Source organism: Paracoccus sp. S1E-3, assembly GCF_013868135.1.
Lineage (GTDB): Bacteria > Pseudomonadota > Alphaproteobacteria > Rhodobacterales > Rhodobacteraceae > Paracoccus.
Genome location: NZ_JACEMU010000004.1, coordinates 260,483 through 278,386, shown reverse-complemented (window position 1 = coordinate 278,386; position 17,904 = coordinate 260,483). Strand labels below are relative to the sequence as shown.

At 66.1% G+C, this 17,904-nt stretch carries 18 protein-coding genes; 11 read left to right on the top strand and 7 right to left on the bottom strand.

The window, feature by feature from the left end:
- Positions 1-207 precede the first annotated feature (207 nt).
- The 10 genes from H1S04_RS01390 (at position 208) to H1S04_RS01345 (ending at position 9,398) form a co-directional block, all read left to right on the top strand.
- Positions 208-981: an SDR family NAD(P)-dependent oxidoreductase gene (locus H1S04_RS01390; RefSeq protein ID WP_181743775.1), complete on the top strand. Its 774-nt coding sequence runs from the start codon at positions 208-210 to the stop codon at positions 979-981.
- The gene (locus tag H1S04_RS01385) at positions 978-2,051 is read left to right on the top strand and encodes a class II aldolase/adducin family protein (protein ID WP_220185065.1); all 1,074 of its coding nucleotides are present in this window, start codon (positions 978-980) and stop codon (positions 2,049-2,051) included. Before H1S04_RS01390 ends, H1S04_RS01385 begins: the two co-directional genes overlap by 4 nt.
- On the top strand, positions 2,044-3,291 hold the full coding sequence (locus tag H1S04_RS01380; protein ID WP_181743773.1) for an FGGY family carbohydrate kinase: 1,248 nt from the start codon (positions 2,044-2,046) through the stop codon (positions 3,289-3,291). Before H1S04_RS01385 ends, H1S04_RS01380 begins: the two co-directional genes overlap by 8 nt.
- 13 nt (positions 3,292-3,304) lie before the next feature.
- On the top strand, positions 3,305-4,345 hold the full coding sequence (locus H1S04_RS01375) for a LacI family DNA-binding transcriptional regulator (protein ID WP_181743772.1): 1,041 nt from the start codon (positions 3,305-3,307) through the stop codon (positions 4,343-4,345).
- 188 nt (positions 4,346-4,533) lie between these two features.
- Positions 4,534-5,094 carry an adenylyl-sulfate kinase gene (locus H1S04_RS01370; protein ID WP_181743771.1) on the top strand — a complete coding sequence of 187 codons (561 nt, stop codon included), beginning with the start codon at positions 4,534-4,536 and terminating at the stop codon, positions 5,092-5,094.
- 21 nt (positions 5,095-5,115) lie between these two features.
- Entirely contained in the window at positions 5,116-5,844 is a 729-nt protein-coding gene (locus H1S04_RS01365; RefSeq protein WP_181743770.1) for an SDR family oxidoreductase, read from the top strand.
- 13 nt (positions 5,845-5,857) lie between these two features.
- On the top strand, positions 5,858-6,682 hold the full coding sequence (locus H1S04_RS01360; RefSeq protein ID WP_181743769.1) for a class I fructose-bisphosphate aldolase: 825 nt from the start codon (positions 5,858-5,860) through the stop codon (positions 6,680-6,682).
- A 3-nt stretch (positions 6,683-6,685) separates the two neighbouring features.
- Positions 6,686-7,831 (top strand): Gfo/Idh/MocA family protein, encoded by a 1,146-nt coding sequence (locus tag H1S04_RS01355; protein ID WP_181743768.1) that lies wholly within the window; start codon positions 6,686-6,688, stop codon positions 7,829-7,831.
- A complete protein-coding gene (locus tag H1S04_RS01350; protein WP_181743767.1) occupies positions 7,828-8,406 on the top strand; it encodes a D-lyxose/D-mannose family sugar isomerase in 579 nt (192 codons plus the stop codon). The genes H1S04_RS01355 and H1S04_RS01350 overlap by 4 nt, the downstream gene beginning before the upstream one ends.
- Positions 8,403-9,398 carry a carbohydrate kinase family protein gene (locus H1S04_RS01345; RefSeq protein ID WP_181743766.1) on the top strand — a complete coding sequence of 332 codons (996 nt, stop codon included), beginning with the start codon at positions 8,403-8,405 and terminating at the stop codon, positions 9,396-9,398. Before H1S04_RS01350 ends, H1S04_RS01345 begins: the two co-directional genes overlap by 4 nt.
- 356 nt (positions 9,399-9,754) lie before the next feature.
- Here H1S04_RS01345 and H1S04_RS01340 read toward each other — a convergent pair whose 3' ends face one another.
- The 7 genes from H1S04_RS01340 to H1S04_RS01310 all read right to left on the bottom strand — a co-directional run bounded on the left by H1S04_RS01340 (position 9,755) and on the right by H1S04_RS01310 (position 16,233).
- Positions 9,755-10,486 carry an SDR family oxidoreductase gene (locus H1S04_RS01340; RefSeq protein WP_181743765.1) on the bottom strand — a complete coding sequence of 244 codons (732 nt, stop codon included), beginning with the start codon at positions 10,484-10,486 and terminating at the stop codon, positions 9,755-9,757.
- A gap of 7 nt (positions 10,487-10,493) precedes the next feature.
- Positions 10,494-11,222: an SDR family oxidoreductase gene (locus H1S04_RS01335; protein WP_181743764.1), complete on the bottom strand. Its 729-nt coding sequence runs from the start codon at positions 11,220-11,222 to the stop codon at positions 10,494-10,496.
- A 16-nt stretch (positions 11,223-11,238) separates the two neighbouring features.
- The gene (locus H1S04_RS01330; RefSeq protein ID WP_181743763.1) at positions 11,239-12,003 is read right to left on the bottom strand and encodes an SDR family NAD(P)-dependent oxidoreductase; all 765 of its coding nucleotides are present in this window, start codon (positions 12,001-12,003) and stop codon (positions 11,239-11,241) included.
- A 2-nt stretch (positions 12,004-12,005) separates the two neighbouring features.
- Positions 12,006-13,304 (bottom strand): D-tagatose-bisphosphate aldolase, class II, non-catalytic subunit, encoded by a 1,299-nt coding sequence (locus H1S04_RS01325; RefSeq protein ID WP_181743762.1) that lies wholly within the window; start codon positions 13,302-13,304, stop codon positions 12,006-12,008.
- Positions 13,301-14,275, bottom strand: a complete 975-nt coding sequence (locus H1S04_RS01320) for a sugar kinase (protein WP_181743761.1) — start codon at positions 14,273-14,275, stop codon at positions 13,301-13,303. The genes H1S04_RS01325 and H1S04_RS01320 overlap by 4 nt, the downstream gene beginning before the upstream one ends.
- A 1-nt stretch (position 14,276) precedes the next feature.
- Positions 14,277-15,161, bottom strand: a complete 885-nt coding sequence (locus H1S04_RS01315; protein ID WP_181743760.1) for a sugar phosphate isomerase/epimerase — start codon at positions 15,159-15,161, stop codon at positions 14,277-14,279.
- Between the two features lie 112 nt (positions 15,162-15,273).
- The gene (locus H1S04_RS01310) at positions 15,274-16,233 is read right to left on the bottom strand and encodes a sugar-binding transcriptional regulator (RefSeq protein WP_181743759.1); all 960 of its coding nucleotides are present in this window, start codon (positions 16,231-16,233) and stop codon (positions 15,274-15,276) included.
- Positions 16,234-16,455: 222 nt separating this feature from the next.
- Between H1S04_RS01310 and H1S04_RS01305 the strand changes: the two genes are divergently transcribed.
- Positions 16,456-17,895, top strand: a complete 1,440-nt coding sequence (locus H1S04_RS01305) for an extracellular solute-binding protein (protein WP_181743758.1) — start codon at positions 16,456-16,458, stop codon at positions 17,893-17,895.
- The last annotated feature ends 9 nt before the right edge of the window (positions 17,896-17,904 follow it).

Below are 17,904 nucleotides of genomic sequence, written 5' to 3'. Positions count from 1 at the left end.
AAAAAACTTCCTAATGCTGCCATGATACCCCGAACGGCGATGATGATGAGGGCGGCAGCGCGGCAGATGTGATCCGCGTTGTCGTGATATGCCAAAATTGAAATTGACGCATGTAAATAATATGCCGCATGATTTCATCCATGGTAGGGCGCCAGCCGGCGGACGCGGGCAGCCCTCTGCGAAATCGCGCGGCGAGGGAGAAAGGCGATGTATTTGCAGAAATTCGATCTGGGCGGCCGGCTGGCATTGGTCACCGGTGGCGCACAGGGAATCGGCGCCGCCTGCGCCGACGCGCTCGCCGAGGCGGGGGCGCGGGTGGTGATCGCCGATCTGGACCTGGTTGCCGCCACGACGAAGGCCGATGCCATGCGCGCGGACGGTCGTCAGGCGCAGGCGGTCGCGCTCGACGTGACCGACAGCGCGGCCGTTGACGCCGTTGCCGAAGCGCTCGAGGCCGAGGGCGGCGTCGATATCCTGATCAACAATGCCGGCATCGTGCAGTCCAACATGCCGGCCGAGAACTGCCCCGACGATCATTGGCGGCGCCACATGGCCGTCAACCTCGACGGGGTGTTCTTCTGTGCCCGCAGCTTCGGGCGGCGGATGCTGGCACGGGGACGCGGCAGCATCGTCAACATGGGGTCGATGTCGGGACTGATCGTGAACAAGCCGCAGGAGCAGAGCTTCTACAATGCCTCCAAGGCGGGGGTGCATCACCTGACGAAATCGCTGGCCGCCGAATGGGCGGCGCGCGGGGTCCGGGTCAATGCCGTCGCCCCCACGGTGATCGAGACCGAACTGGTCAGCCGGGTGCTGAAGGACATCCCCGAAATGGAACGGGTCTGGCTGGACATGACGCCGATGGGACGGCTGGGACGCCCGGATGAAATCGCCTCGGTGGTGCTGTTTCTCGCTTCGGACGCGTCCAGCCTGATGACCGGGGCCATTGTCTCGGCCGATGCCGGCTATACCTGCTGGTGAGAGACGTGGTGGCGCATCCCCAAAGCGCGCTCTGGGACGAGTTCCTGGCGGTCTCGGCCCGGATCGGCGGCGATATCGGGCTGATCCAGGGGGCGGGCGGAAACAGCTCGCTCAAGGATGGCGGGGTAATGTGGATCAAGGCCTCGGGCTGCTGGCTGGCCGAGGCTGCGAGGCAACCGATCATGGTGCCGCTTGATCTGGCGGCGCTCCGGGCGCGGGTGCTGGCGGGCAATCTGGCCGAAGCCGAGATCGCGGCGATGGCCCTGCCGGGCGGACCGGGGGGCCTGCGCGCCTCGGTCGAGGCGCCCTTTCATGCGCTGTTGCCCTCGCGTTGCGTGATCCATGTCCATTGCGTCGATACCATCGCCACGGCCATTCTGGCCGATGCCGGCGCCCGTCTTCAGCAGCGGTTGGGGGGGAGGAACTGCCACTGGCAACCCTATGTGAAACCGGGCGTGCCGCTGACCGAAGCGCTGCGCGCGTCGGGTGCGCAGACGGCCCCGGTCATCGTGCTGGGCAATCACGGTCTGATCGTCGGGGCTGATACGCCCCGCGCGGCCGAGGTGCTGATTGACGGGATACGGCGCCTTCTGGGCGGCACTGGCACCCCGGCGATGTCGGTGATGGCCGCGCCGTTGGCCGGACTGGACGGAACCGGCTATGCGCCGGCGTCTGCGCCGGGCGCTCATGACCTCGCACTGTCGCCGGCGCTGCGCGCGCTTGCCGGAAATTGCGCTATCGCGCCGGATTTCGTCGTCTTCTTCGGGCCTTCGATCCCGATCCTGCCGGCGGGGCCGGATCTGCCTGCGCGCCTTGCCGCGCTGGCGGCGCAACCGTTGCCGCTGAACGCCGTGGTGTTGGTCGAGGGGTATGGCGCATTGATCCGCACCGACGCCATGCGCGGGACCCAGGCGTTGCTGACCGGCTATGCCATGGTCCTCAAGCGCTATCTGATGAATGGCGGCGGTGAGATCCGGTATTTCACCGCCGCCGAATGCGCCGAATTGCTGAACTGGGATGCCGAGAAATATCGTCAGGCGCAGAACCGGGCAGAGGCCACCGATGGCTAATGTCGCCATCATCGATATCGGCAAGACCAATAGCCGCGCCATTCTGGCCGATCTGACCACGCGGCGCGAGATTGCCCTGCGCCGAATGGAAAACCGGGTGCTGCCGGGTCCGCCCTATCCGCATCTGGATGTGGAGCTGCAGGCCGCGTTCATCTTCTCGGCGCTGGCGGCATTCGCGGAGGTGGCGCCGCTTTCGGGCATCATGGTGATCGGCCACGGCGCGACGGTGGCGCTGGTGGACGATGACGGACTGGTGCTGCCGGTGCCGGATTACGAATTCGCCGGGCCGGATGAACTGGCGACGGAATATGACCGCCTGCGGCCAGATTTCGCGGTGACCGGATCGCCCCGGATGCCGGGCGGCCTGAATATCGGCGCCCAACTGCATTGGCTGCGCCACCGCTTTCCCGATCGGGTCGCGCGGGCCCGCCATGCGCTGTTCTGGCCGCAATACTGGACCTGGCGGCTGACGGGGCGTGCGCTCAGCGAAATTTCCTATGCGACCAGTCATGGCGATCTGTGGTCGCTGACGGATGGGACGGCGGCGGGGGGTGCGATGGCGCGGGTGACAGGCGGGCTGTTTCCGCCGCTGGCGCCTGCCGGTGCCGTCGCCGGCGTGCTGCGTCCCGCTCTCGCGGCGGCGCATGGTCTGCCAGCCGGCATCCCCGTCCATGTCGGTGCCCATGACAGCAGCCTCGCACTGGTGCCCCATGCCGGTCGCGGCCCGAGGACGCCCGCGATCGCCATGTCCACCGGCACCTGGCTGACCGCCTTCGCCATCGGGGTCGAGGCGATGCCGCCCCAGGCGGCGCCCGGCGTCATGGCCAGCCTCGATATCTTCGGCCGGCTGGTGCCGAATTTCCGTTTCATGGCTGGAAAGGCGCGGGCAGATATTCTGGCCGCCCCTGCCGACCTGCCCGCGCGCCCGGCCGAACTGTGCCGCATTGCTCAGGACCCGTTGACCGGCGGCTTCCGGTTGATCGACGGGACCGGGGCGCCCGTCCGGCCCGGCGACGAGGATCCGGCGCCCGGGCTGGATCGGCTGCTGGCGCAGGAGACCATCGCGGGGCTGCGCGCCATCAGTGCGCAAGGTCCGATCCATGTGACCGGGCCTTTTGCGGAAAACCGCGAGTTTATCACGGCGCTGAAAGGAGGCTGGCCTTTCCCCATTCATCCGCGCAGTTATGAGGCGAGCCTTGTCGATCAGGTCGCCGCGCTGTTCAATGAGGGTCAGGGTTGAGCATGGGACCGGCATGATCAGGAAGACCATCCGCACGATGGAGGAACTCGCCGGCGAAATCGACGTTTCGCGCCCGACGCTGTCGCGCTATTTTCACGACCCGTCCAGTGTGCGCAGCAACACCCGCGCCAAGATCGAGGCACAGCTGGCGGCGGTCGACTATGTGCCGAATTTCTTCGCCCGCAACCTCAATCGCAAGCGCACCGGCATGATCGGCGTTGTGGTGCCGCATCTGAACGACATCTTCCAGACGAGCCTCATCAACGCCATCGACGCCGCCGCCGGGCAGAGCGATTACAAGATCATCGTCCAGAACTCGGACAACGACCCCGCGCGCGAGGTGGCAGCGATCGAGGCACTGCGCTCAATGAATGCCGACGGCATCCTGATCGCGCCGCTGGGGCTGGCCTCGGACACTGAAATGCTGCGCCGGACCGAGGCGCATCTGCCGCTGGTGCTGATCGATTCCCGCGCCGATACCGAGCTCGACGCCTTCGATTTCGTCGGCAATGACAACCAGCACAGCATCGGGTTGATGGTTGATTACCTGATCCGCTCGGGCCATGATCCGGTCTTTCTGCCCATGCCGCGCGTGAACATGAACGCGGTCGAACGCAGCGAGGCCTATCGCGCCGCCATGGCCCGCCACAATCGCCCGGCCGAGGTGCTGGCCGGCGCAGTGGCAGGCCCGCATTGGGATTTCGAGCGCCACGGCCATGCGGTGATGAGCGCCGAATTCGCCGCCGGCCGGCATACCCGCGCAACGGTGCTGTGTGCCAGCGACCGGATCGCCATGGGGGCGTTGAAGGCGGCGCATGAATTCGGGCTGTTCCCGCAGGGCAAGGTGTCGGGCTTCCATCTGGCGGGCCATGACAATGATGCGCTGACGCGGTTTCTCCATCCCGGCCTGACCACGGTGGAGCAGGATGTGCCCCGCATCGCGGCCGAGGCGGTCTCGATCCTGCTGAGCCGGATCGAGACCCCGCGCCACGCCGGTGACCCCCATGACTTCCGCAGCATCCCCGCCCGGCTGGTGCTGCGCGATTCCGCCTGATCGGGCATCCAGACTGTCCAAACGGCCCAATCAGGACAACGAGGACTCTGCATGAAAGAAATTTTCGAAAGAAACGCCATCCGCCGCCCTGAAACCGATCGGCTTCTGAACCACAGCCTGACGGTTAAGGCGGTGCGGCTGAGGGGGGAGGCGGGACCGGCCGCCACCGACGCAGGGATGTGCCGGGCATGAAGCAGCTCGTGCTGGTCAACGGTCCACCGGCCAGCGGCAAGTCGAGCGTCACCCGCCTGCTGATCCGCGCGCTGACCGGGCAGGGGGTTGCGGCGATGCCTTTCTGCCTCGACAGTGTTAAGGAGGGGCTGCTGGCCGAGATCGGCACCGGCGACCGCGAACATGACCGGATGCTCGGCCGCGCCGGCTATCACGCGATCTTCAACCTCGTGGCCGAGATGCCCGACAGCGTGGTCGCGGTGATCGATGCCTGGCACGGTTTTCAGCCCGAAAGCGTGCTGCGCGACCATCTGGCGCGCGCCGGTGTCACGCGCGTGATCGAGATCTGGGTCGCCGTCGCACCCGCCGACGCCAACCGCCGCTATCGCGACAGCGCCGGTCACCACCACGCCGGGCATCCGCCCGCCAGCGCTGCCGCCGACGCGCTGCGGGACCTGACGGCGCGCGCGCGTCCGGTGGCGCTGGGTCCAGTGATCGAGGTCGATGGCAACAGCCCGGCCGGGGACGAGTTCGTGGCGCAGGTTCTGGCCGCCCTGCGCGCAGAGGAGACAGGCTGATGCTTCGGATAGGAGGGGCGAATGGCGGATTATGACAAGGGGGCGATCCTGGTGACGGGCGCCAGCGGCGGGATCGGCGGGGCGACCGTGCGCCTGCTGCGGCAGAAGGGGGCCGATGTCATCGCCGCCGGACAGAACGGCGAAAAGCTGGATGTGCTCGCGGCGGAAACCGGTTGCCGGGTCTTGGCCTTCGATCTGACCTCGGAAGCCAGCGTCCGCGCCGCGCTCGATGGGCTGGACCTGTGGGGGGTGGTCAATTGCGGCGGTTTCGGCGGCGAGATCGCCACACCCATGGACACCGATATCGACATCTTCGACAGGGTGATCGCCATCAATGCGCGCGGCGCGCTGCTGGTGACGAAATATGCCGCCGCCAGCATGATCCGGTTGGGGCAGGGCGGGGCCATCGTCAATGTTTCCAGCCAGGCCTCGCTGGTGGCGCTGAAGGGGCATGTCAGCTACGGCGCCTCGAAAGGGGCGCTGGATAACATCACCAAGGTCTCCGCGCTGGAACTGGGGCCCTACGGCATCCGCGTGAACAGCGTCCATCCCACGGTGGTGATGACGCCCATGTCCGCCTGGTATTGGGGGCGCCCGGAAATCGAGGGGCCATTCCTCGCGCAGATGCCGCTGGGTCGTTGGGCCACCGAGGAGGAGATCGCCGCGCCCATCGCCTTCCTGCTCTCCGATGGCGCGTCGATGATCTCGGGCGCGGCGCTGCCAATCGACGGCGGCTTCACGGCGGTTTGAGGAGGAGGGAAAGATGAAACAAGCCCGCATGATGCGTCTGTTCGGCACCTCGGGGAACTGCTTCGACGTGGCGATCGATCACGGCATGTTCAACGAACACAGTTTCCTCGGCGGGATCGAGGATATGCGCCACGCAATCGAGGTGGTGGCCGAGGCCCGGCCCGACGCCATCCAGCTGCCGCCCGGCACCGCGCCGATCCTGCAGTCGCGCCCCGGCAAGGACCGCCCGGCACTGGTGCTGCGCACCGACATCGCCAATGTCTATGGCACGCCCTTGCCGCGCAGGCTGTTCTCGGCGGTGATCGACCGCGCCGTGGAGCAGGCCGTCCGGCTGGACGCCGCCTGTGCGGTGGTCAACCTGCTGATGCTTCCCGACGAACCCGAGGTCTACGAGGCCTGCATCCGCAACATCAACCGCCTGAAGCCCGCCTGCGACGATGCCGGAATGCCGCTGATGATCGAGCCGCTGGTGATGCAGGACAATTCGAAGGGCGGCTATATGGTCGACGGCAATATCGACAAGATCCTGTCGCTGGTCCGGCAGGCGGTCGAACTGGGTGCCGACATCATCAAGTCCGATCCCTGCGACGATCCGCAGGAATATCACCGCGTCATCCAGATCGCTCAGGGGGTGCCGGTGCTGGTGCGCGGCGGTGGCAAGGTCTCGGACCGCGAGATCCTGTCGCGAACCAGGGTGCTGATGGAACAGGGTGCGCGCGGCATCGTTTACGGGCGCAACGTCATCCACCATGCCGATCCGGCGGCCATGACCGCGGCGCTGATGGCGATCGTCCATGACGGCGCCTCGACCGAGGACGCCATGGCGAGGCTGGGCTAGACGATGCGCAGGATCACCTTCGGCATCATCGGCTGCGGCCTGATGGGACGCGAATTCGCCTCGGCCGCGGCGCGCTGGATGCATCTGACCGACATGCGCGCTCGGCCCGAGATCGTTGCCGTCTGCGACACCAATCCGGCGTTGATGGAGTGGTATACGGAGAACCTCCCCTCGGTCACCCAGCAGACCACCGACTTTCGCGCGCTGCTGGCCAACCCCGGTATCGAGGCGATCTATTGCGCCGTGCCCCACGTCCTGCACGCCGAAATCTATCCCGAGATCATCGCCTCTGGCAAAGCTTTGCTGGGCGAAAAGCCCTTCGGCATGGATCGCGCACAGAATGCCGCGATCATGGCGGCGCTGCGGGATGGGCCGGGGCAACTGGTGCGCTGCTCCTCGGAGATGCCGTTTTATCCGGGGGCGCAGCGGGTGATCGACTTTGCCCGTTCGGGCGGGTTGGGCGATATTCTGGAAGTCGAATGCGCCTTCCTGCATTCTTCGGACATCAACCCCGACAAGCCGATCAACTGGAAGCGCATGGTGGACGTGAATGGCGCATATGGCTGCATGGGCGATCTGGGGATGCATGTCTGCCATGTGCCGCTGCGCATGGGCTGGCGGCCCGAACGTGTCGGTGCCACCCTGGTGAAACGGGTGAGGACGCGCCCCGACGGCCAGGGCGGCCGCGTCCCCTGCGAGACCTGGGACAATGCCACCATCACCGGCATGGTTGGCGAAGGCGCGGAGGCATTTCCGCTGGTTCTGAAAACCTGGCGGATCGCGCCGGGGGAATCGAACACCTGGTCCATCCGGGTGCTTGGCATGCGCGGCTCGGCCGAGTTCTCGACCAAGAATCCCCGGCAATGGCGGTTCATGCGCTATGCTCCCGGCGGGGGGCAGACATGGCAGGTCGAGGATCTGGGCTATCAATCGCTGTTCCCGGTCATCACCGGCGGCATCTTCGAGTTCGGCTTTACGGATGCGATCTTGCAGATGTGGGCGGCCTTCGTGGATGAGCTGGCCGGCGGCGACGCGCGCGGCTTTTCCTGCGTCACCCCCGAGGAAGCCGGCGCCCATCACGCCATCCTGACCGCCGCCCTGACGGCCGGTGTCGAGGGCCGCGTGGTCGATGTGGAGTATCCGCAATGAAACGGTCCTGCATCAACGCCGCCATTCGCGACGCGGAAACCATGCCGGCCGCGCAGGTCTGGGCATCGCCCGATTTCGGCTCGGGCGATTTCGACCGGCGGGTGCTGGTGCGGCTGTGCACCCGCAACAGCACCTTCGATACGGCCGGCGAACGGCCCCATGCCGAAAAACTGCTGTTCTCGGGTGTCGGACAGGAATCCCCCTTCCACGTCCATCGCATGAAGCTGGAGGACATCATCCTGCCCGGCGGCGGCATGTTGTGCATCGGGTTCACACCCGAAGGTGCCGACGTCCCGCGGACCGGCGAACCGGTCCCCGACCGTGTCCGCATCGACGGCGCCGAACACCCTGCTTGCTGCCGCGTCCACCGGCCGGAGGCGGGGCAGGGCATCACCGTCCCGCGCGGCATGCAGCACCGCTGCCGGGCCGAGGGCGCGCCCACCTTCGCGGGCGAGGTCAGCCAGTGCAATGACGATCCTGCCGCCAACTTCTTCCTCGAACCGCTCGGCGGGTTTTCGGCAATCGAGGAGGACGCGTCGCCCTATCGTCTGTTGTGGAACGAGGCCGAAGCATGACGCGGGCCGGCATTGCCTGCGCCGGCAACTGGATCCTCGATGTCGTCCATGACATCCCGGTCTGGCCGGAAAAATCGGATCTGGTCCAGATCCGGGCGCAGACCAGCGGACTGGGCGGCGGCCCTGCCAATGTCGCCGCCGGGCTGGTGGCGATGGGGGCGGATTATCCGGTGGTGCCGGTCGGATTGGTCGGCGCGCGCGCCCTCGGGGACGAGATGATCGCGCTGGCGCGGGCGGCGGGGCTGGAGGTGGCGCGGATCGGCCGGACTGCGAAGGCGACCACCGCGCAGACCCATGTGATGAACGTGCCGGGCGATAGCCGCACCTTCTTTCATCACTCGGGCGCGAATGACCTGCTGGATGCGGACCGGATCGACGTCGCGGGCCTCGCCGCGATGGGGCTGAAGATCTTCTATCTCGGCTACCTGAACCTGCTCGCTTGGCTGGATGCGCCGGGTGCCGATGGCCGTCCCCGTGCGGCTTCGGTGCTGGCCGAGGCGCGGGCGGCGGGGATGCTGACCTGCGTCGATCTGGTCTCCTCGCAAAGCGCGCGCTTTCGCCAGACCGTCTTCGGCTGCCTGCCCGAGATCGACGTCCTGTTTCTCAACGAGATCGAGGCTGCCCGTGCGACCGCCCTGCCGATCAGCGGCCCCGCTGACGAGGCCGGCCTGATCGCCGCCGCCCATGCGCTGGCGGCGGGTGGGCTGCGGCGCGCGGTCATCCTGCACTCGAGCGCGCTGACGGTCTGGCTGGAAGACGGGCAGGCGCGGGTCCATGTGCCCACGCCGCTGCCGCCCGACAGGATCGTCAGCCCGGTCGGGGCGGGCGATGCCTTCGCGGCGGGGGTGATCCACGGGCTGCACGAGGGCTGGGGGCAGGTGGCCTGCGTCGATCTGGGTTTTCGCGCCGCCGCCGCCTGTCTGGGCGCCCGGACGGCGACGGAAGGCCTGGGAAAATTCCTGCTGAAAGACCTCGAGCGCCGATCCCCCTGAAGCGCGGGCAAGCGCGGCGGCGCCCCCCGTCGGCTGATCGGCATGGGATCGCCGTGCCGTGGCCTGACGGGGTGGCGAGACCGCAACGACCGGATCGGCAGATGTTCAACAACTCTGCTGCACGCTGAAGATGCGCCGCGCAGACCTATTCGCGCCGAGCGTGCCTTTCCCGCCTGTCCGGCCGGAACCACCACGCGCAGATCTGCATAATTTCGCCAGCCGGCTGCGATCCCCGATCGACCGTAACGACGTCAGCTGGCCCGCCAGTCTGGCTCGGAAGGGTCGGCCCGGGTATCCGCCCAAGAGCGCGCCCGCTCCCGGCCAGACGGAAACGGCCGATGGGCCGCAGAATCTCGCTAACGGATCGTGAAACCGCCATCGGCCATCAGCGTCTCGCCATTGATGATCCCCGCGTCTTCGGAGGCCAGATAGGCGGCCGCCGCCGCGATCTCGGCGGGTCTGGCGAAGCGGCCGACCGGGATCTCCTGCCGCGCCTTCACGCCTTTCTCGCCCGACCATCCCACCAGCGCCATCGGCGTCTCCACCACCGTGGGCGCGATGGCGTTGGTGGTGATGCCGAAGGGCGCCCATTCCAGTGCGAGGATCTTTGTCAGCAGGATCAGCCCGGCCTTGCTGGATCCGTAGGCGGCGTGTTCGTCGATCGCCACCACCCCCGCCTGCGAGGACAGGTTGATGATCCGCCCTGCGCCCGAGGCTTTCAGGAAGGGCAGCGCCGCGACCGCCATCAGCCAGGGCGCGCGCAGGTTGATCCGCATGGTGCGGTCCCACAGCGCCACATCGGGCTTCGCCGCGGGAAAGACCACGCCCAGCCCCGCATTGTTGATCAGCACATCTATGCCCATCCCGGTCCCGATCCCGGCCACGGTTTCGGCAATGGCCACCGGGTCTTCGAGGTCCAGCTGAAAGGCGCGGTGATCCGCGCCCAGCCGTGCGGCCAGGTCGTCCGCGGCGGCGATATCCACCAGCGCCAGCCGGGCGCCAGCCGCCGCGAAGCGCTCGGCCAGGGCGGTGCCGATGCCGCCCGCCGCGCCGGTGATCAGCACGGTCTTTCCGGTGAAGTCGCTCATGTCGCCCTCAGATGTCGAAATTGGTCGGCAGAACGATCATGTCGCGGATGGTCACGTTGCGCGGCCGCGACAGCATGAACATGATGGCGTCGGCGACCTCGGACGGTTCGATCAGGCTGCCGTTTTCCTTGGCCTTGCGCAGGTTCTCCTCGGGCCAGTCCGCCAGCAGCGCCGAGATCACCGGTCCGGGCGAGACCTGGCCCACGCGGATACCCTGCTTGTTCAGCTGCCGGCGCATGGTCTGGACGAAACAGGTGATCGCCCATTTCGAGCCGGAATAGACCGGCTCCCACGGGACGGGGAAATGGCCGGCCACCGAACAGGTGACGATGATGTCGCCGGTCCCGCGTTCCGCCATATGCGGGATCACCGCATGGACGTTCTTCATCACCGCATTCACATTCAGGTTCAGCATCCTGTCGATGGTGGCAGGGTCGGTTTCCACCAGATCCCCCCCGATATAGGTGCCGGCATTGCAATGGAGGATGTCGATATGGTCCACCTTTTCAAGGATTTGGGGCACCATCGCCGCGCAGCTTTCCGGGTCCAGCAGGTCTGTCACCTGCGGGATCGCCCGTTCGCCCAGCCGTTCGCGCAGCTGTTCCAGTGCCGCCGCGTCGCGGTCGACCAGCACCACGGTGGCGCCCGCATCGAGCAGCGCCTCTGCCGTGGCGAGGCCGATCCCCGATGCCCCGCCGGTGATCGCCGCGATCTTGCTCTTCATTTCCGTTCCCATGTCTTTCCCCAATCCGTTAATGCGTCAGATAACCGCCATCGGCGACCAGCACCGATCCGGTGACATAGCTCGCCGCGTCCGAGGCGAGAAACAGCACGCAGGCCGCCATCTCCTCAGGTTGACCGAAGCGGCCCATCGGCGTGTTTTCCGTCCAGACCCTGTTCCAGTCGGCATTGGCGATCCCGCCTGCCGTCATGTCAGAGACGACATAGCCCGGCGCCAGGGCGTTCACCCGGATGCCACGGTCGGCATATTCGAAGGCCATGGTCTTGGTCATGGTGTGGATCGCGGCCTTGGACGAGTTATAGGCCACCTGCAATTGCGGCTTGTTGGCCACCATGCCCGAGATCGAACCGATATTGACCATGGCGCCCCCGCCCTGGTCCAGCATCGGCCGGATCGCGGCGCGGGCGATCCGGAACGGCGCGATCAGGTTGGTATCGAAGATGTAATGCATGCGCTCGTCGTCGAAATCGTGGAAATCGCCATTCGCCGCCACGCCGGCATTGTTCACCAGCACGTCCAGTTTGCCGAAGCGGTCCAGCGTCGCCTGGACGATCCGTTCGGGCGCGTCGGCATCGTTCACATCGGCCTGCACCCAGTCGAAGCGGTCGGGCGTCTCGGCCAGCAGCGCCTTCAGCGCCGGGGTTTCGCTGCGGCTGGTCAGCATGCAGCGCGCGCCCGCTTCGCCGAAGATGCGCGCCACCGCCAGCCCGATGCCGCGATTGCCGCCGGTGATCAGCGCCACCTTTCCGTCCAGCCGGAAAATATCCATCGTCATTGTCATGCTCCGCTATAGTCGGGGGCCGCGCCGGCACGGCAGGCGGCGTGATAGGAATCGAGGCTGCGGCCCACCCATTGGATGACCGCCTCCTCGGGGTTGAAGGGGGTGTCCGCCAGCGCCGCCGCCGCCGGCATGTGCTGGCGGATCAGGGGTAGGGGGATGCCCTGTCCGGCGAGCGTCGCAAACAGCCGCGCCACCGCCGCCTGCGCGGCCTCGGTCGGCCAGTAATAGCGGATGCGGTCGGACAGCGAATAATGGCGCAACAGGTGCTGCGCGGCCGTATCGCCCGGATAGTGCCGCTGCCAATGGCCCGGCTGGGCCAGCATCTCGGCCTCCATTACCGCCATCAGCGGTCGGTCGCCGTAATCGGGCTCCAGATCCGAGGCGATCAGATCCAGCGCATAGAGCGCCTCGCGCAGCACAAAGGTCAGCTCCGGTCCGACCTTCAGGATGGCGAAACCGTCGGCCACCAGATCCGACAGGGCTGCGGGGCCCTGATAATCGGTCGAATGGGCCTCGAAGACCAGACCCGGCACGCCGGTCAGCACCGCCGCCAACGGCGCGGCCAGGTCGGGGCGATAGGTGACGACGTTCTGATTGCCGAATTCGACGCCCGGCTGGACCACCACGGCGATGACGCGGTCGAGCGCGCCGGTCAGCCCTGCATCGGCGAAGGTGCGGCGGTGGATGTCCAGTGTGCGCCGGGCGGCCTCGGGCGAGGTCGGGGTGATCGCATCCAGCGCGTGATCGGCGCCGCCGGGCGGGGGCACCTCGGTTCCGATGACGTAAAGCGGCATCGCGCCGCCCATGGCGCGGGCGCTGCGTTCGGCCACCCCAGCCAGCCGCGCAGCGCGTAGCGCGGTGGTTTCGTCATCCAGCGCCTCGGGCTCGCCCTTGGCCCCCATGGAGGCATCCAGATGGATCTTGCGAAACCCCGCCGCGACATAGGCGGCAATCATCTTCTCTGCCTCGGCCATGGCGTCTTCCGCCGGTTGGTCGCGCCACGGGTTCGGCCCCAGATGATCGCCGCCAAGAATGATCAGTTCGGGCGGACAGCCTTCCTGCGCGGCCAGGCTGAAGACCAGATTGGCGAAATCCTGCGGCGTCATGCCGGTATATCCGCCCAGATGGTTGACCTGATTGCAGGTGGCCTCGATCAGCACCGGCGCGCCGGTTTCCACACCCGCCCGCAGGGCCGCCCGCAGGACCAGCGGATGGGCCGAGCAGACCGAGGTGATCCCGGCCGGGCGTCCCGCCACCCGTTCGGGCGCCAGTTCGGTCAGCGCTGCAAGGCTCATGCCGATCCCTCCTGTTTTGCGATGAAGGCGTCAAGCTCGGCCCGTGTGCCCGCGCCCTCCATCGGGCCCAGCACGGTAACATTGCGTGCGCCTGCCGCGTTGCCATAGCGCAGGGCGTCAGGGATGCTCAGGCCCAGACGGCGGCAGGCGACATAGGCGCCGCCAAAGCAATCGCCCGCGCCGGTCGGATCGCGTTCTTCGACGCGGAAGCCCGGATGGTGCACCGGCTTCGCGTCGGGGGTAAAGACGGTGGCCCCGGAAGCCCCCTGTTTCAGGGCGATTTCCTTGACGCCCATCTCGAACAGGCGGGTAATGGCGGCGTCCTGGCCGGTGATGCCGGCGGCGCGCTCCAGCTCGTCACCCGAGGGCAGCAGCAGGTCCGAAAGCGCGATGAGACGCTTGAACAGCACCTCGGTTTCGGCGTCGCGGGCCAGTTCCTTGCGCAGGTTCGGATCGACAGACAGGCTGCCGCCGCGCGCCCTGATGCGTGGCGCGGCATATTCGATGACGCTGCGGGCGGCGGGCATGGACAGCGCCGTGCCCATCACATGCAGATGGCCCGCCCGGTCGATCAGCGCGCGCACCGCATCCGACAGCCCGAAACGCGCTGCCGCCGAGGTGGCAATGTTATAGACGAAATCGCGCGAGCCATCGGCGCGGTAGCGCACGAAGGCGCTGCCGGTGGGGAAATCCGCATCCTCGGAGACGGCCGAGACATCGACCCCGTCGCGGCGCAGCCGGTCGAGATTGACCGCGCCGAAATCGTCGCGGCCGACCGCCCCGATCATCGCCGCCGACCCGCCGATGCGGCCGCATTGATCGATGAAGATCGCCGGCGCGCCGCTGGGATAGGGGCCGGTTAGCGGCTGTGCGGCCCGGAAACCCTCGCCGATGGTGGTGGCGACGATCTCGACCAGGATTTCGCCCACGCAGACCGTGGGGCCAAGCGCGTCGGGGGTCAGCACCGCCATGTCAGGGCCGGGCATTGGTGGCGCGGCGGCGCTTGGCCTCGGCCATTTTCTGCTCGATGAACCCCTTGGCATGGGCGGCCAGCGGGTCGTTCTCGGTCCAAGTGTCGCGCCAGATCGCACAGGCCAGCGACAGCCCCTCGTCGACCACCGCGGTCGAGAAGCTTTCGAAGACGATGTCGCGCTGGTAGTCGATATCAAGAAGCGCATCGAAGATGCGGTCGAAGTCGATCACCCCGTCGCCCAGATAGCCGCGATTGCTTTCGCCGATATGGAAATAGCCCAGCCTGTCGCCCGCCAGCCGGATCGCGGCGGCGGGATTGGCTTCCTCGATATTCATGTGGAAGGTGTCGAGATGAAGGCGGACATCGTCGCGGCCGGTGTCGTCAAGAAATTTCAGGCCCTGCGCGGTGGTGTTCAGCAGGTTGGTTTCGAAGCGGTTCACCACCTCGAGCACAAGATCCACGCCGGCGGCCCTGGCGATCTCGGCGGTTTCGGCAATCGCCTCGACGCTGTTCTTCCAGCCGTCCTCCGTGGGCTGGCGGTCGTATTTCGTATGCGCGGAATAGAGGATTCCGCCCAGCTTGTTGCCGCCGATGTCGCGCACCGCGTGGACGGCATCCGCCAGCATCCGCTTGCCCCCCTCGACGGTCTGGGCATCGGTCGCCGACACGTCCTTGTCGCGCGGCAGCCCCATGGTGACGCCGATCTGCACATCCAGCGACTGCGCCTTCTTCGCCAGCCGGTCCAGATCGAACAGTTCGGGCCGCAGATAGGCGAATTCGATGGTGCGGTAACCGTGCTCGGCCGATTTCTCCAGCGCGTTCTCCAGCCCCTGTTGGGTCTGGCCGCCCGTCCAGACAAACGAGTGAATCCCCAAACGTCCCATGCCGTGCCCTCCCAGCCGGTGAATGATGAGGGGACGTTACATTTGCATTCAGAACAATACAAATGGAAATTTTGTACCGGACAAGATTGGCTGCTCGGTCATGCCGCGCCGGTCAGGGCGCGCCCTGCAGCAGCGCCTCGGCGGTGAGGTCATCGGTGATGAGGGTGTTGGCGATGCCCCGGCGCAGCACGGCGCGGATGATCTCGGTCTTGTGGGGACCGGCCGCGACCAGCACCCGCGTGGGCACGTTAAGCAGCGTGTCCAGCGGAATGCCCACGCTGCGGGAGCTGAGCGGATTGGGCACCTCGACCCCGTCCTTGTCGAGGAAAATTCCGACCACATCACCCACCGCACCCGCCGCGATCAGATCCTCGGGACGGACCTCGGGTGGCAGTCCTTCCTGCACCAGATAGGATTTCGGCGACACATCGCTGCAGGTCAGGATGGCCGCATCCAGCCGGTCGAACTTGGCGAAATGTTCGCGGAACTGTTCCTGCGACAGGAACAGGTCGCGGTCGACACCCTTGGACAGAAAGTTCGGCGCGGCGAGAATCGAATAGCTGGCCCCCAGCCGTTCCGCCAGGCCGGACACGATCGCGAAGGAGTTGAAGGTGGCGCCCCGGACGGTGCCGCCGAACATGGAAATCACCTCCAGCTCGGGATGGCTCTGGCGGGGCAGGTTGGTGATGGCGCTTTGCAGGGTGATGCCCCAGGATACCCCGATCTTGCGCCAGTCGTCCGCCTCCAGCCGGCGCAGCAGATAGCTGGCGAGCGCGGCCCCCGCGGGATAGTTGTAATCGTAATGCTCGGGGTCCGCTGGGGCTACCATGGCCTGCTGCAGGCCATAGGCGGCGACCAGTCTTTCCTGCAATTCGATCCGGGGCAGGAAGGGCGATTCGATCTGCACCTTCACCATGCCCAGTGCCTTCGCCCGCTGGATGGCCTGATTGACCCGCAGCCGGGTCACATCCAGGTGGCGCGCAATGTCGGCCTGGGTCATGCTGTTGACATAATAATGCCAGCAGACCTCGGTGATGAAGGCGTCGCTGTCATCGACTTTTTCTCTGGCCATGCTGCGTCCGGTCCCTGCTGTAATCTGTCCGCTTGTAATTCCAATCACTTGGGAACAACCAGCCCCGCCAGTTCAGCATACAATTGCCTCGCTAAAAATACAGATGAAAATATCACTTGAGTGAGTCGAAATACATTTGTAAAGATTGCCGCAGGGGAGGGCGTCTGCGGACGAGGAGACCGCAGCCCTGCGCACCGAACTGACAAATCTGGGAGGATTGACATGAGCTTCGCATACAAGCTCGGCGCATCGGCCATTGCGTTTGCCGTGACTGCCGGGATGGCCTATGCACAGGACGCATCCACTTTCTGGGCCGAAGCGGCCAAGCCCTATCAGGGCGTCACGCTGCACGGCGTCACCGAATCGACTCCGCCATCGAATTACGTCAAGGACGTGCTGGCGCCGGAATTCGAAAAGCTGACCGGCATTCGCGTCGACATCGAAACCACGTCCTGGGATCAGATGTATGACAAGGCCATCAAGGACATGGAGGCCAAGACCGGCATCTATGACATGGTCTATATCGAACAGGACATCATCTATGCGTATCTCTCGCGCAATTTCCTGGTCGATACGACCAAGCTGCTGGCGGACAAGCCGGAGCTGAAATCGCCGAACTATGACGAGGCGAACTTCACCAGCTTCGCCAATTATTTCCGCGGCGAGAACGGCGATCTGTATGGCATTCCGGTCGAAGCCTTCATCAAGACCTACCTGTATCGCACGGACCTGTTCAACGATCCCGCGATTCAGGCCGCTTACAAGGAAAAGACCGGCAACGACCTCAAGCCCGCGACGACCCATGAGGAATATACGGCGATTGCCGAATTCTTCACCGAATACGGCAAGGAGAACGGGCTCGATCTGTGGGGCACCACCGCGCAGGCCCATACCGGCCACCCGGCCAGCTGGTACGAATTCGTCGAATCGATCGAGCCGACCTTCGGCGTCTACAACTGGGGCATCGACGCGGCCAACAACTATGCCGCCACCGTCGAGAATGGCGGTCGGATGAACTCGCCCGAGGCCAAGGCGGCGATGAAATACTGGCTGCATCTGCGCGACATCGCGCCGCCGGAATCGGTGCAGTCGACCTGGACCGAAACCGCGACCACCATGGCCGCCGGACGCGCCGCGCAGGGCCTGATCTATGGCGAGAACGCCGCCTGGATCGCCTCGGACGAAAACCAGTCGAAGGTCGTGGGCAAGATCGGCGTCGCCATGCCGCCGCTGTCCGAAGGCGTGCTGGCGCAGGCCGAGGCGGGCGAGGGTTATGTCGGCTATTATGACGGCGGCGCCTTCGGTATCCCGGTGACCTCGAAAAATCAGGATGCGGCGATGCTGTTCCTGCAGTTCATCGCACAGAACGATGTCCAGCCCGACTGGGCACTTGCCGGCTCGCGTATCACCAACAACGCCACCTATGACGATCCGAAGGTCAAGGAACTGGACGCCAAGCTGGGCGGCTATTTCACCATGCTGAAGGATCAGGGCAAGCTCTATGCGGGCGCGCCGCCCTATCCCTTCCATGCCCAGGTGCGCGAGGCGGTGGCGCCGATCTTCTATGACATCCTGACCGGCAAGATCGACCCGGATACCGGCCTCGACCAGATGGCCCAGAAGACCGAGGAAGAACTGACCGCGCTCGGTTACCGCAAGTAACGCTTCCCT

Coding starts and splice junctions, on each gene's coding strand:
- H1S04_RS01380 (WP_181743773.1), top strand. CDS start 2,044: ATGGCTAATGTCGCCATCATCGATATCGGCAAGACCAATAGCCGCGCC.
- H1S04_RS01340 (WP_181743765.1), bottom strand. CDS start 10,486: ATGAGCGACTTCACCGGAAAGACCGTGCTGATCACCGGCGCGGCGGGC.
- H1S04_RS01335 (WP_181743764.1), bottom strand. CDS start 11,222: ATGGGAACGGAAATGAAGAGCAAGATCGCGGCGATCACCGGCGGGGCA.
- H1S04_RS01330 (WP_181743763.1), bottom strand. CDS start 12,003: ATGACGATGGATATTTTCCGGCTGGACGGAAAGGTGGCGCTGATCACC.
- H1S04_RS01365 (WP_181743770.1), top strand. CDS start 5,116: ATGGCGGATTATGACAAGGGGGCGATCCTGGTGACGGGCGCCAGCGGC.
- H1S04_RS01370 (WP_181743771.1), top strand. CDS start 4,534: ATGAAGCAGCTCGTGCTGGTCAACGGTCCACCGGCCAGCGGCAAGTCG.
- H1S04_RS01325 (WP_181743762.1), bottom strand. CDS start 13,304: ATGAGCCTTGCAGCGCTGACCGAACTGGCGCCCGAACGGGTGGCGGGA.
- H1S04_RS01310 (WP_181743759.1), bottom strand. CDS start 16,233: ATGGCCAGAGAAAAAGTCGATGACAGCGACGCCTTCATCACCGAGGTC.
- H1S04_RS01350 (WP_181743767.1), top strand. CDS start 7,828: ATGAAACGGTCCTGCATCAACGCCGCCATTCGCGACGCGGAAACCATG.
- H1S04_RS01345 (WP_181743766.1), top strand. CDS start 8,403: ATGACGCGGGCCGGCATTGCCTGCGCCGGCAACTGGATCCTCGATGTC.
- H1S04_RS01305 (WP_181743758.1), top strand. CDS start 16,456: ATGAGCTTCGCATACAAGCTCGGCGCATCGGCCATTGCGTTTGCCGTG.
- H1S04_RS01315 (WP_181743760.1), bottom strand. CDS start 15,161: ATGGGACGTTTGGGGATTCACTCGTTTGTCTGGACGGGCGGCCAGACC.
- H1S04_RS01355 (WP_181743768.1), top strand. CDS start 6,686: ATGCGCAGGATCACCTTCGGCATCATCGGCTGCGGCCTGATGGGACGC.
- H1S04_RS01375 (WP_181743772.1), top strand. CDS start 3,305: ATGATCAGGAAGACCATCCGCACGATGGAGGAACTCGCCGGCGAAATC.
- H1S04_RS01320 (WP_181743761.1), bottom strand. CDS start 14,275: ATGGCGGTGCTGACCCCCGACGCGCTTGGCCCCACGGTCTGCGTGGGC.
- H1S04_RS01390 (WP_181743775.1), top strand. CDS start 208: ATGTATTTGCAGAAATTCGATCTGGGCGGCCGGCTGGCATTGGTCACC.
- H1S04_RS01360 (WP_181743769.1), top strand. CDS start 5,858: ATGAAACAAGCCCGCATGATGCGTCTGTTCGGCACCTCGGGGAACTGC.